This is a genomic window from Erwinia sp. B116 (genome assembly GCF_002865965.1).
Lineage (GTDB): Bacteria > Pseudomonadota > Gammaproteobacteria > Enterobacterales > Enterobacteriaceae > Erwinia.
This window is the reverse complement of sequence record NZ_JRZZ01000001.1, coordinates 158,557-172,238: the sequence shown is the minus strand read 5'-3', so window position 1 is coordinate 172,238 and position 13,682 is coordinate 158,557. Positions and strand designations below refer to the sequence as shown.

Sequence of the window (13,682 nt, the reverse complement as noted above, 5' to 3'; positions counted from 1 at the left end):
ACCGGAGTCTGCTATGAGCCATATTACCGATCCTGACCTGAGCGAAGACGAGATCCGCCTGGCGGCACAACTGGACAACTGGTTTGACGCCCACCGCGAAGAGTTTGTGCAGGACCTGCTGCAGTGGGTCGCCCACCCGAGCATTGCTGATGAGAAACTGGCGCAGCCAGGCAAACCCTTTGGTGCCGCAGTGGATGAGGTGTTTCACCATGTGCTGGCACGGGCGCAGGCGCTGGGTTTCAGCACTGAAAACCATGACGGCTATGCGATATCGATCTACGCCGACGATCGCGAAGGTGTCCCGGAGATCGGTCTGGTCTCCCATCTCGACGTGGTGCCGCCGGGGGATAACTGGCAGTACGCGCCATTCGAACCCTTTGAGAAGGAGGGTTTTGTGATTGGCCGTGGCGCGTCAGATAACAAAGGCCCGGCGCTGGTTGATCTCTACCTGTTGCGCGCGTTCCGCGACCTCGGGATTACCCTCAGTCACAAACTGCGGATTATCTACGGCGGAGCGGAAGAGATCGGCATGAATGATATCCGTTACCTGGCGCAGCACGGCACGTTGCCGCGCTTCTCGCTGATCACCGATGGCGGCTTCCCGGTTAACTATGCGCAGAAAGGCGGGCTGAACCTGGCGCTGCATATTCCGGCCGGGCCGCTGCTGACGGGGTTGCGCGCAGGGGTGGCAGAAAATGCCGTCCCTTCCAGCGCTGCGCTGCACTTCCCGGTTGCACAGCGGGCGCAGGTGAGCGCCGCGCTGGCGACGCTGGGCGAGGCGCAGCGTGCGGTGCTGACGCTGGAGGAGGCTGAAGGCGGGCTGCGGCTGGTGGCGCAGGGCAAATCCGGCCATGCCGCCTTCCCGGAGGGCACGCAGAATGCGATTCCGCTGCTGCTGGACGCGCTGCTTGCCGCGGGGCTGCTGGATGACCCTGCCGACCTGCGCGCGGCGCAGCTGGTCAGCAAGCTGCTGGCCGACCCGTGGGGAGAGGGCGCGGGGATCGCCGCCGAAGACGCCGCCACCGGTAAACTGACCCTTAATGGCGGGCTGGCGATCCCGGCGGAGGTCGGCTTTGAGCTCTGGCTGGATATCCGCTACCCGCTGGCGGCCGACTCCGCCGCGCTGCAGGCCAGCCTGCGCACGGCAGTGGAAGCCACTGGCGGTTCGCTGCGCGTGCTGCGTGACGATGCGCCGATGCATATCGACAAAAACAGCCCGCTGGTACAGCAGCTGCTGCACACCTACGACGCGGTAGCGCAAACCCGCTCTGAACCCTTCTCAATGGGCGGCGCCACCCACGCCCGCGTGCTGCCCAACTCGATCACCTTTGGGCCGGGCTTCAGCCGCCACGCTGGCGGCACGTTTAAAGGACAGGCTACCGACCTGCGCCCGGACTTTATCCGCGCCGGGCATGGCTCCCCGCACGGCCCGGACGAATTTGTGGTGCTCGATAACCTGAAACGCGGCTTCGGCGTCTACGGCATCACGCTGCCGCGGCTGGATCGCTGGTTGCAGGACGGGCTGGCCGGTGATGTCTGATCCGCAGCCCCTGCTCAGCGTTGAACGTCTGAGCATTATCTATCAGGGCGATCGGGGGCGGGTCAGTGCGGTGGATAACGTCAGCTTTGATCTTGCGGCCGGGGAAATTCTGGCGCTGATCGGCGAATCCGGTGCCGGTAAATCGGCGGTGGCCCAGGCGATCCCCGGCCTGCTGCCGGCCAGCGCACGCGTCAGCGGCAGCCTGCGGCTGAACGGCCGCCAGCTGTTAAGCCTTGGCCGCGCCGGGCGCACCGCGCTGCGCGGCCGTGAGGTGGCGATGGTGTTTCAGGACCCGGCGGCGGGGCTCGATCCGGTTTTCACCATCGGCAGCCAGCTGGATGAGGCGCTGGCGGCGGCGCAGCCCGCGCTCAGACGCGCTCAGCGCCGTCAGCAGGCGCTTATGCTGCTGGAACAGGTGAGTATTCCTGATGCGCAGCAGCGGCTGCAGCACTACCCCCACCAGTTTTCCGGCGGCCAGCTGCAGCGCATTATGATCGCCATCGCGCTTGCCGGCAGGCCAGCGGTGCTGATCGCCGATGAACCGACCACCGCGCTGGACGTCACCACCCAGCGCGAAATCCTCGATCTGCTGCACCGTCTGAACCGGCGGTACCGCATGGCGATTCTGCTGATCACGCACGACCTTGGCGTGGTCGCCGATATTGCGCAGCGGGTGGTGGTAATGCGTGCGGGAAGGGTGGTGGAAACGCAGCCGGTGGACGCGCTGTTTGCCGCCCCCGAACAGCCTTATACGCGTCAGCTGCTGGCGGCGCAGCCGGGCAGTGACGGGCCGGACGCACGCGCGGCGCTGACTGATGCGGTCCCGCTGCTTGAGGTGAGGGATCTGACGATCGCCTGGCGTGAAGGTTTCGGCCGCCGCCGGGAGGTGGTGCACGGTGTCTCCTTTTCACTGCATAAAGGTGAATTCCTCGGGCTGCTGGGCGAGTCCGGTTCCGGAAAAACAACGATTGGCCGCACGCTGCTGGGCACCGCCACGGCAGAGAGTGGCAGTATCCGCTTTAACGGTGAGCCGCTTACCGGGAGACGCAGCGACCCCCGCGACAGGATTGGCGCGGTATTCCAGAACCCGCTGAGTTCGCTTAACCCGCGCCTGACGCTCGCCCAGTCAATTGCCGAGCCGCTTACCACCCACCGTTCGCTGAGCGCGCGGGAGGTCGCGCAGCGGGTGGCTACGCTGCTGGATCAGGTCGGGCTTCCTGCCGGATGGCAGCAGCGCTATCCGCACGAGATCTCCGGCGGTCAGTGCCAGCGGGTGGCCATCGCCCGTGCGCTGGCGCTGAAGCCACAACTGCTGATTGCCGATGAACCGACCTCGGCGCTGGACGTCTCCATCCAGCAAAGCATCCTGCAGCTGTTGCGCGATCTGCGCGACGAGTACCACTTTGCCTGCCTGTTTATCAGCCACGATCTCGGCGTGATTAACAGCCTGTGTCATTCCGTGATGGTGCTGAAGCAGGGGCGGATAGTGGAGCAGGGCAGTACCCGGACGATCTTCAGCCAGCCGCAGCACGACTACACCCGCAGCCTGATCGCCAGCATTCCACGGCCTGACCCGGCGTATCAGCGGGGGCGGCGGGCGGAAAGAGAACAGCAGTGAGGTTCCTGAAAGAAATTAGGCGCAGGTCTGAAAATTCTGAATCCTGCGTCTGGAATAAAGTAAAAATTTAAAAAAGAGAGCGTTTAACCTGTTGATGGCCTGATATTTAATCAATGAGTTTTTTGTGTTGTTTTAAAACGCTCGTCTTTAATTTTAATGTTTTTCATCTAACCACACATAAAATTTGGCATTTTATGAAAAAACAAATCCGGTGATTGTTATATTGTCGTTGTTGCTCAAAATTTATACAGCGGCAATTACATGTCTGGATTGTCATAGTGCTTAAAATCTAATTTGATTTTATAGTCAGATTAGCGATCTAAGGTGGTTAGTTATGTCAGCATTCACTAAATTACAGTACCCGATTATCCTCGTTCATGGATTCAATGGTTTTAATAAAATCGCCGGAGTCTACCCCTATTTTTTTGGTATTCAGAGCGCGTTAGAAAAGGCAGGTGCTACGGTATTTACTGCCTCTTTATCCGCTGAGAACAGTAATGAAGTACGCGGTGAGCAACTGCTACAATTTGTAAAACAGGTGCTCCAGAAAACCGGTGCAAAAAAGTCAATCTGATAGGTCACAGCCAAGGCGCTCTGACCAGCCGCTATGTTGCTGCAACCCATCCGCAACTGACGGCATCGGTTACGTCAGTATGTGGCGTCAACTTTGGTTCAGAGATCGCCGGTCTGGTTCGTCTGGCGGTCAAACCCGGCCACCTTCCTGAAGTCATTGTCAGTGCGGTGATGAATGCGCTGGGTTCGGTATTGTCTGTCATCACCGGTCACCCTTGTTTACCCCAGGACAGTGTGGCGGCGCTTGATGCACTCACCACTGAAGGGGTGGCCAGATTTAATGCCAGATACCCGCAGGGCTTACCCGCGAAATTCGGTGGTGAGGGTCAGGAATTTGAGAATGGCGTCTATTATTATTCCTGGGGTGGGGTGATAGATTACAACCCATTTGAACAGGGTCTTAATAATATTGATCCGATACATATTGCACTGGTTGCGCTCTCATTTTTCTTCACCAAAGAACACGCTCAGAACGATGGCCTGGTTGGGCGCTACAGCACGCACCTCGGTAAAGTTATCCGCTCAGACTATTCCATGGATCATATGGATGCCGTTAATCAAATTGCCGGCGTTGTTACCTGCAGCACTGACCCGGTTAAACTGTTTGTTGACCATATGGCGCGTCTGAAATCAAAAGGGCTATAAAGTATGGCAGCGGTCCGATCGCCAGTATTTTACGTTACGTCATGATACATAAATTAAAACATTGTGTGTTGTAACGCATAAACTTAACGAGCAGGATAAAAAAGCATTAACTCAACAAGGAGTAAGTTATGTATACCATTGACTACAATACTTATCGCTCAATAGCCGGCTTTAACCGTCGGGTGCGTTTTCTGGTTCTGCACTATACGGCGGAAAACTTTCGCGATTCCGTCACCAGCCTGACGGGTAAGGCAACCAGCGTGCACTATCTGATCCCCGATCCCTCGGAAGCGACCTGGATCGCTGCCGGTTATAAAACGCTGAAGATTTTCAATCTGGTCGATGAGAACGAACGGGCATGGCACGCCGGGGTCAGCAGCTGGGCAGGGCGCAGCAACCTTAACGACACCTCAATTGGTATTGAGATCGTCAATCTGGCAACGGAAAATAACGGCGTGTTCACTTTCCCACCCTACAATCCGCAACAGATTGAGGCGGTGAAACAGCTGGCGCTCAATATTATCCAGCGTTATCCGGATCTGTCGCCGGTTAACGTGGTCGGCCACAGCGATATCGCGCCCGGCAGAAAGAGCGATCCGGGGGCGCTGTTTCCGTGGAAAGCGCTTTATGATGCGGGAGTCGGTGCCTGGTACGACGATGCCACGAAACAGAAGTATCAGACGCAGTTCTGCAATACGCTGCCGCAGCAGGCAGATATTATCGCAAAGCTGCAGAAATATGGTTATGACACCTCGGGGGCAACCACTCCGGCAGGTTATCAGAACCTGATCAGGGCGTTTCAGCTGCATTTCCGGCCATCGAACTACTGCGGCTGTATGGATGGGGAAACCACCGCAATTCTCTGGGCTTTAGTGGAAAAGTACTTTTAATTAATCAAGGTGGCAGAGGGTTGATTCGACATCTGACTCTCTTCATCCAAAACATTCTGAACCTGCAGTACAGGTTTTTCTGAGGGAATTTCCATATCGCGCTATCAGCACGGCAGCGATATGGGAATTCATGTGAAATAATTTTTTTCTCCGGTGATGCTTAAAGACACATATTTTTTTGAAAAAGCGTGCTGCTGTTGATACGTTTTTTGCAGTCCTGAATTATTTATGATTCTACGGAGAGGGTATGAGCAATCCAGCGCTTTTTTTCCTGATAGCGATCTTTCTGTGCGTGAAATGCTTTGCGGCGAACATGGAAAGTGACCTGAGCAAAGTCAGTGTTTTCTCAATGGGCTATAACGGATTTTATCCGAAAATTATGCCACAGCAAAAACTATACGAAGAAGCACTTTCCAGCGAAAACGCAGTCAGGATCTTTGAAATTATCCTTTCCGATCGTGCATCTACCCCGGAGAGTAAAATGTACGCATTCTGTGGCTTGCGCCATAAAGGAGTACTTCTCCGGGATGACGATCTTAAGAAATTTGATACATTAGACGTTAATGTACTGAAAGCAGATGTCATTACTAAATGGAAGTTTAACGCTTTGCGTGAAAGCGTTAATAAAAATGACTGCGGTTAACCGGGAAGGAATAATAAAAAAAATCTTCGCTCAGGCAGGATCACAGAAATACCCGGTGATATCAAATGGGAAGGTGGTCGGGAATCCGGCAACTTTTCCCACCCCTGACGGGAGTCGCCTCAGAAGGTCAGCCCGCCATAGAGAAATTTTCCGCGTTCCTGTGCAATCGCCGCCAGCGCCGCTTCAGCCGGATCTTCCAGCAGCGTCTGGATCAGCACGCCAAGATAGCAGGCGGCCAGCACCGCGGTAGAGATGTCCGTGCTGAAAAATCCACGCTCCTGCTCCAGCCGCATATTGCGTGAAATCCACTTCAGCAGGTTATTGCGGGTAGCCTCCCCCTGCGGCTGCTGGAACAGGCTGATGCGGGTCAGGTGGCGGTGGGTGGTGAAGAACTCCAGATAGCGATGAAAGCTGTTAATGATGTTTTTTTGCACGTCCTCCTTTGGCAGCGACGCGTCAATCAGCATGGAGACCACCAGCTCCTCCAGTTCAGCGTCAAAGCGCGAAACCAGTTCCTGATAAATCACCTCTTTGGTGCTGAAATAACTGTAAAAACTGGGCTGTGTTACGCCAGCGGCCTTCACGATGTCGCTGATGCGGGTGCCGTGGAAGCTGTGTTCGGCAAACAGCTCTGCCGCTACGGTAAGCAGCCGTTCACGGGTGCGTTCGCCTTTGGTTTCGCGGCGGTTTTTTTTCATCATTATTTCTACATTCAGCCAGTTATCAGTGCGCAGACTATCTTTCGTCGCGGCCTGAACACGGCCACAGGCAGGATCAACCGCGCGACGTCACGCCTTTTTGCAGGGAAAATTGCGCGTAAAGTTACTTTACAGTAATCATTTTAAGCGGCTGTGATCGCTATCGTATACAGAAAAATCAGCACAGGGAATTTCCTCAATACGCAGAGCTTCAGGAAGCCGTAACCGGACGCTGGCGGCAGGCCTGCTGTAGAAGTACATCAACAGTAACCGCTATCCGGCCTGCAAAGATTCAGCTCACGCAGTCCGCTGCAACATGCCCGGCTCCCGTTCTTCCGATCCGGACAATAAAAAACCCCGCAACCTTGATGGCGGGGTTTCATGCTCAGACGTCGCAGTGCTGAAACATTAAGCTACTCAACGGTCATTTTCAGGCGCGGTTCTCACCCTTTACCAGCGCGGCGGCGGTATCACGCACGCTGGCGGCATCAATTCCCAGCCCGACGCGGGTGGACTGACGGTCGCCGGCAATGGCGTAACCGCCGTCGGTGACGCCCAGTCGTTTCAGACGAGCGCGCAGGCCGTTTTCGGCGATGACTTCGGCCACCAGACTGCCGACGCCGCCGTTAATATTGTGCTCCTCCACGCTGATCACCTGCGGAATGTCGCCGATGACGCGGGCCAGTTCGGCGGTATCGCACGGGCGAACCGATGACACGGAGACCACCGTGGCCTGAATACCCAGCTCGCTGAGCTGAGCTGCGGCATCCACCGCTTCATGTACCGCCGAACCCAGCGCCACCAGCGCCACGTCACTACCCGTGCGCAGCACGTCAATTTTACCCGGCGTGAACTGATACTGCTCATCGTGCAGCACCGGCAGGTCTTTACCGTCAAGGCGGATGTAGACCGGCCCGGTGTGGCGCAGCGCATAGTCAATAATCTGGCGGCACTCGGCCGGGCAGGATGGCGCATAAATTTCAATGTTGCCGAAGCCGCGCATCACCGCGATATCGTCGGTGCTGTGGTGGGTGCTGGCCAGCGGGCCGTAGCTGGCCCCGGCGTTCAGGCCGAACAGCTTGACGTTGGTGTTGTTATAGCAGACGTCAACTTTGATCTGCTCGTTAGCGCGGGAAATCAGGAACGGCGCGGCGTTACAGGTAACGGCGACTTTACCGCCCAGCGCCAGGCCGGCGGCGGTGCCCACCAGCACCTGCTCGGCAATACCGACGTTAACGGTACGGCCGGGAAACGCCTTCAGGAACGGGCCGATTTTGGCAGTAGAGGTGGAGTCAGCCACCACCGGCACCACGTCCACGCCGTCGTTAACCGCGTCGATTAACGCTTCGACCATCACGGTCGCCAGGTGTTTTTTCTCACTCATCTTTCAGCTCCTCCAGCGCCAGCTGCACTTCTTCGCCTTTCGGCACCCGGTGATGCCACTCCGGCTTGCCCTGAATAAAGGAGATGCCAAAACCTTTTTCGGTATTGGCGATCACCACGTTCGGTTTGCCGTTGGCCGGCAGGTTCTCCAGCGTGTCCACCACGCTCTGCATGACGTTGCCCTGGCACTCGGTGACGTTGAAGCCAAACGCCTGCCATTTTTCCGCCAGCGGGTCGGTATTCATAATGTCGCGGGTGTGACCGGCCAGCTGCAGCTTGTTCTTGTCGTTGATGATAATCAGGTTATCCAGGCCGTAGTGGGCGGCGACCAGCGCGGCTTCCCAGTTACTGCCTTCTGCCAGCTCACCGTCGCCGGTGACCACGAAAATTTTGCGCGGGCTGTTATCTTTCTTCGCCGCCAGCGCCAGGCCGACCGCAACGGGCAGGCCGTGGCCCAGCGCGCCGGTGTTCAGCTCGACGCCCGGCGTCTTATGGCGCACCGGATGGCCGGGCAGGTGTGAGTCGGCGTGCTGATAGGTCGGCAGCCACTCAACCGGGATATAACCGGCTTCCGCCAGTACGCAGTAATAACCGCCGGCCGCATGGCCCTTCGACTGAATGTAGATATCACGCTCGGGATCGTTAATACGATCCGGCGCGCAGTTCAGCAGGCGGAAGTAGAGTGCGGTCAGGATCTCCACCTGAGAGAGGTCCGCACCGGTATGCCCGCCCGCCGGGCTGTTGGCGTTCAGTTCAATAATCCGGCGACGGATCGACCGGGCTCTTTTCTCAAGGTCCTGCACGTCGAGTGCGTAGGAATTCATGGTGCCCTCCTGAATACAAATTCGTTATTGAATATTTATTCAATGGTTGTACAGTATAGCCATGGCAACGGAGCGTACTTAAGCTGCTGCATCCTGCTCTGGCACTACTGAGTTAACTGGTACGTCGGTCAGCAACACCACTCTGTTACCTGCCGCCGTGCCCTTCGATTCATTCCTGATTGAATATATATTCCATCAAGACTTAATATTCACTATTGTGTTCATTTTTGGCACACTGAGCCAGAGCAGCGATCGAAAAGTCCGATCTCAATCACATTTATATCGTTAGTTGCATATATATTCAGGTTAGTATGTTAATAATCCGCTAAACGGGCCCCGGCCCGCTTAACCACGTGAAGGGACGTATGACCAGGCAAAATGAACTCCGGCTGATGGTGAAAATCGCCACGCTGTACCATAACGAAGGCATGAAGCAGACTGAGATAGCCAGCACGCTGAACCTGTCGCAGTCGTTTGTTTCGCGCGCGCTTAACCGCAGCGTCAAGGAAGGCATCGTTAAAATCAGCGTGGTGCAGCCGCCCAACGTCTTCTCCGAGCTGGAGCGCGGCATCGAGCAGCGTTATGGCCTGCAGCAGGCGATTATTGTCGACGTGCCGGAAGATGAAGAGGGCGGCGCGGTGCGTCAGGCGATCGGTGCCGCCGCCGCCCACTATCTGGAGACGCGCCTGCGCCCGCATGAGCTGGTCGGCGTCTCCTCCTGGAGCAGCACCATCAAAGCGATGGTCAGTGAACTGCATCCGCTCACCGTGCAGGCGGCCGGGGTGATCCAGCTGCTGGGCGGCGTGGGCGTTAACGGTAATGCGCAGGCGACAATGCTCACTCAGGGGCTGGCCGATATGCTCAGCTGTAAAGCGTGGCTGCTGCCCGCGCAGTCGCTGGAAGGATCGGTGGACAGCCGCGATCTGCTGGAGGCCGACAGCGACGTGCGCCAGGTGCTGGAGAAGTTTAACGACGTCACCCTGGCGCTGGTGGGTATCGGAGATATGGAGCCGTCACAGCTGCTGCGTTACTCCGGCAACTACTACGATAAGGGTATGCTCGATCGGCTGGCGGCGCGGGGCGCGGTAGGGGATATCTGCCTGCACTACTACGATGCCGCAGGCCAGCCGGTGCTGCAAACCTCGGAGGATCCGGCGGTGGGCATCAAGCTGGAACAGCTGAAGCACTGCCCGCACGTGGTGGCGCTGGCCGGTGGCCGCCAGAAGGCCGCCGCTATCCAGGGTGCGCTGCAGGGCGGCTACCTTAACGTGCTGATCACCGACTATCCGACCGCGCGCTTACTGATTGCCGGGTAAGTTTGCCGGCGCGTCATAACGCGGCTGGCCCTTTCTGCGTCCCTCGTCTTAACTTCAGCACCGATCTGGCCGGCCTGTTCACCCCAGGCCGTTGCCTGTTCACCCCAGGCCATTGCCTGTTCACCCCAGGCCATTGCCTGAGTACGCAAGCCGTCAGTGCGGGTCGCGCTAAAACGGTGCAACTGTTCTGCTTCTCACCCGGCCGCTGGCTTGAGATCCGCCGTCGGGCGTCACGGCACGCGTGCCTTTAGCCGGTCTGGCACAAACCTTGCTAATCCTGACTGTACATGTCATGACAAGTTATTTAACAAAGCTACAACATTAACCGGGTCACAACTTTACGCCCTTGCTGGTGTATTGCCTGCGATGTAGTTGTATATACATGACATGACACATATGTCGCGCGTCGTTACTGACGGTTTGCCGTTCCCAGTCTTACCAGGAGTGTTTAATGAATCAGGCCCTCTTTCCTCACCGTTCGCTGCTATCGCAGATCGCCCGTGTTGCCACTGTTATTAACGCTGAGAGAGGCTGTAAATGATCTCTTCAACCGAATCCCGTGCATCGTCTCCACTGATTGAAACCCATACCATCGATCCAATCCCGCTGACCCAGCGGCACGGCGCGCCCGCCAGCCAGTTTACCCTGTGGTTCGGCGCCAACCTGCAGATCACCGCGGTGGTTGACGGCGCGCTGGCGATCGTGTTTGGCGCAGAGGCGCTGACCGCAATCATCGGCCTGTTAATCGGCAACCTGCTCGGCGGCATCGTGATGGCGCTGCACGCGGCACAGGGGCCCAACACCGGCCTGCCGCAGATGATCACCAGCCGCGCCCAGTTTGGCGTGCGCGGTGCGGCGCTGCCGCTGCTGCTGGTAATTATTATGTACCTCGGCTTTGCCGCCACCGGCACGGTGCTCTCCGGCCAGGCGATCAACCGGCTGTTCGGCTTCACTGCGCCGCAGACCGGCATGATCGTCTTTGGCGTGCTGACCGCCGTTATCGCCATCGTCGGCTACCGGCTGATCCACGTGGTGGGGCGCATCGCCAGCGTCGTCGCCATTATTGGCTTTGGCTACCTGGCCTGGCAGCTGTTTGCGCAGTACGACGTGGCGGCGGCGTTCGGGCAAAAACCCTTTACGCTGCCGACGCTGCTGCTGGCCGTGGCGCTGGCGGCAGGCTGGCAGATGACCTTTGCCCCGTATGTGGCCGACTATTCCCGCTATCTGCCCGCCGACACGCCGCGCGCGGCGGTATTCTGGCCGACGCTGCTCGGCAGCGTCACCGGCGCGCAGCTGGCGATGACCTTTGGCGTGCTGGTGGCCGCCTGCGGCGGGCACTTCCTCAGCGATCAGGTTGGCTTCCTCGGCGGGCTGGCCGCACCGGGGCTGGCCGCGGTGATCTACGTGGCGATCGTCACCGGCAAGCTGACGGTGAACTGCCTGAACGCCTACGGCGGCTTTATGTCGGCCCTGACGGTGGTCAGCGCATTTCGCCGCGGGCAGGCGATCTCCGGGCTGGCGCGCGCCGCGTATATTCTTGGTTTCATCCTGCTGTCGCTGCTGATCGCACTGTACGCCAGCGCCGACTTTCTGAAGTTTTTTAAGAACTTCGTGCTGCTGCTGCTGGCGGTGTTTGTGCCGTGGAGCGCGATCAACCTGGTCGATTACTACCTGGTGTCGCACGAACGGGTCGATATTCCGGCGCTGTACGACGTTAACGGGCGCTACGGCAGCTGGAACGGCGTGGCGATCGGCTGCTACCTGTCTGGCATCGTGGTGCAGGTGCCGTTTCTCAGCCAGGCGCTTTATACCGGACCGCTGGCAACCTGGCTGGGCGGGGCAGATATCTCGTGGATCGTCAGCCTGGGGCTGACCTCACTGGTGTATTACCGGCTGGCAACAAGGCAGCAGCCGGTTTGCAGAGGGCGGCAATAGCCGGAGGGCTCTCTACCGCCGGCAGACAGATGATGTGCTGGCGGGCTAAACCGGGCCGGCTGCCCCGACACAAGGCACCGGTGGTGCCTGCAGGGTGATGTAGTGCACAACGTCTGCGGCATTAACCGGTTTTGAAAACAGATAGCCCTGGAAGTAGCGGCAGCCCATTTTTTTCAACCGCTCAAACTGCTCCTCGGTCTCAATCCCCTCGGCCAGGGTATTGATGTTGATGGTACTGGACAGCTCGATAATTTTGTCCACGACCACCGCCGCTGACGGGTTAGAAGAGAGGTCCATCACCAGAGATTTATCCATCTTAACGTCATGCACCGGAAAGGTGGTCAGCGACTTTAACGAGGAGAAGCCGGAGCCGAAATCATCGATCGCCCACTTCACGCCCAGCGCCGTGAAATGGTTGATGATCTGGTTGATGCGCTTTTCATTATAAATAAAGGTGCTTTCGGTGATTTCGAATTTCACCCTTTCAGGATTAACCGGATAACGTTTCAGCAGCGCTTCGGTTTCACTGATAAAACTCTCTTCAATCATCTGCATCGGGCTGATATTGATCGACACGCAGAGATCGCGCATCGGCGGATGTTGCTGCCACAGCACCATCTGCGCCAGCGTGTGCTCTATTACCCAGCGGCCAATGACGATGATTAAACCGCTTTTTTCCGCGATGGGAATAAAGATATCCGGCGGGATAAAGCCTTTACGCGGGTGATGCCAGCGCAGCAACACTTCAACGCCGGTCACCCGTCTGGCGGTGTCCACCTGCGGTTGATAGAACAGCTCAAACTGATTTCGTTCGATGGCGCCGGCCAGGTCCCGTTTGATCAGCTTGGCCTCCGAATAGTCGCCGCGGTAGACGAAGATGGTCAGCAGCAGCGCCAGCATCGGCAGAATACTGTTAACGTAGTAAAAGGCCGGCGAGGTGAGAAAGGCAATCTGCAGGCCCTGCTGGCCGAGTTCTGCCCCGGTGGTGACAAAAAACAGATAACAGCTGAAGCACAGCAGCGGGAACGCCAGGCTCAGGTAGCGGTCTTCGTGGCGCAGCGCCAGCGACGCGCCGACGGTCAGGGCAATCAGGTAGTTATAGTTTGCGTCAGTTTCATGCTCGTTATCGACAAAATACATTAAGAACAGGATCAGCAGTAAACCGTGGGTGACGATCAGCAGGTTAATACGCAGGGGATTCAAAAATGCCGTACACAGGACATAAAACCCGAAACCGGAAGAAAAAAGGTAGAGGGCGATCAGACGGCGGCTGCCTGAAATGACGCTCAGATGGAGCAGATACATGCCAATTAAGAAGGTAAATATTCCGGCCAGTAACAGCGTCAGGCGAAGTTTTTTCTCATAACTCCCCCCGCTGAAAAAATAACAGAGCTTATCGTACAGGGTTAATCCTCGTTGCTCGAAGAACACTTTCCTGGGTTTCATAGGGGGCTGGGTATCCTGAGGAGAATGTCTCACCAACCGCGCACCAGCGATCTGTCATCAGCCATGCTGGCGGTTGATACCGGGGGGAGTTCTTAAGGTGATTATACATTTTACGCCAGATGAACTGATCTGACCTGATCGCGCGTGAAGAAGAGATTACCACGACGGGCA

The 13,682-nt window shown here is 57.3% G+C and carries 10 protein-coding genes and 1 pseudogene; 7 read left to right on the top strand and 4 right to left on the bottom strand.

The window, feature by feature from the left end:
- Nucleotides 1-13 precede the first annotated feature (13 nt).
- From NV64_RS00655 to NV64_RS00635, 5 genes and pseudogenes are all read left to right on the top strand, one after another.
- Nucleotides 14-1,540: a Sapep family Mn(2+)-dependent dipeptidase gene (locus tag NV64_RS00655; RefSeq protein ID WP_101505083.1), complete on the top strand. Its 1,527-nt coding sequence runs from the start codon at nt 14-16 to the stop codon at nt 1,538-1,540.
- Entirely contained in the window at nt 1,533-3,158 is a 1,626-nt protein-coding gene (locus NV64_RS00650; RefSeq protein ID WP_101505082.1) for an ABC transporter ATP-binding protein, read from the top strand. The genes NV64_RS00655 and NV64_RS00650 overlap by 8 nt, the downstream gene beginning before the upstream one ends.
- A 334-nt stretch (nt 3,159-3,492) precedes the next feature.
- Nucleotides 3,493-4,376, top strand: a pseudogene (locus NV64_RS24430) (esterase/lipase family protein).
- Between the two features lie 128 nt (nt 4,377-4,504).
- Complete coding sequence (locus NV64_RS00640) at nt 4,505-5,266, top strand: N-acetylmuramoyl-L-alanine amidase (protein WP_101505081.1); 762 nt, start codon at nt 4,505-4,507, stop codon at nt 5,264-5,266.
- 247 nt (nt 5,267-5,513) lie between these two features.
- Entirely contained in the window at nt 5,514-5,909 is a 396-nt protein-coding gene (locus NV64_RS00635) for a hypothetical protein (RefSeq protein ID WP_101505080.1), read from the top strand.
- A 119-nt stretch (nt 5,910-6,028) separates the two neighbouring features.
- On the opposite strand, the gene NV64_RS00630 is transcribed toward NV64_RS00635, so the two are convergent.
- The 3 genes from NV64_RS00630 to NV64_RS00620 all read right to left on the bottom strand — a co-directional run bounded on the left by NV64_RS00630 (nt 6,029) and on the right by NV64_RS00620 (nt 8,814).
- On the bottom strand, nt 6,029-6,610 hold the full coding sequence (locus tag NV64_RS00630; protein ID WP_101505079.1) for a TetR/AcrR family transcriptional regulator: 582 nt from the start codon (nt 6,608-6,610) through the stop codon (nt 6,029-6,031).
- 427 nt (nt 6,611-7,037) lie between these two features.
- Complete coding sequence (locus NV64_RS00625; protein ID WP_101505078.1) at nt 7,038-7,991, bottom strand: transketolase family protein; 954 nt, start codon at nt 7,989-7,991, stop codon at nt 7,038-7,040.
- Nucleotides 7,984-8,814 carry a transketolase gene (locus NV64_RS00620; protein ID WP_056237476.1) on the bottom strand — a complete coding sequence of 277 codons (831 nt, stop codon included), beginning with the start codon at nt 8,812-8,814 and terminating at the stop codon, nt 7,984-7,986. The genes NV64_RS00625 and NV64_RS00620 overlap by 8 nt, the downstream gene beginning before the upstream one ends.
- Nucleotides 8,815-9,179: 365 nt before the next feature.
- Between NV64_RS00620 and NV64_RS00615 the strand changes: the two genes are divergently transcribed.
- Together NV64_RS00615 and NV64_RS00610 are read left to right on the top strand one after the other, a co-directional pair.
- Entirely contained in the window at nt 9,180-10,130 is a 951-nt protein-coding gene (locus NV64_RS00615) for a sugar-binding transcriptional regulator (protein ID WP_056237474.1), read from the top strand.
- A 537-nt stretch (nt 10,131-10,667) separates the two neighbouring features.
- Entirely contained in the window at nt 10,668-12,065 is a 1,398-nt protein-coding gene (locus NV64_RS00610; RefSeq protein ID WP_101505077.1) for a cytosine permease, read from the top strand.
- Between the two features lie 45 nt (nt 12,066-12,110).
- Here the strand turns inward: NV64_RS00610 and NV64_RS00605 are convergent, their stop codons facing one another.
- Nucleotides 12,111-13,511 (bottom strand): bifunctional diguanylate cyclase/phosphodiesterase, encoded by a 1,401-nt coding sequence (locus tag NV64_RS00605; protein WP_101505076.1) that lies wholly within the window; start codon nt 13,509-13,511, stop codon nt 12,111-12,113.
- Between the last annotated feature and the right edge of the window lie 171 nt (nt 13,512-13,682).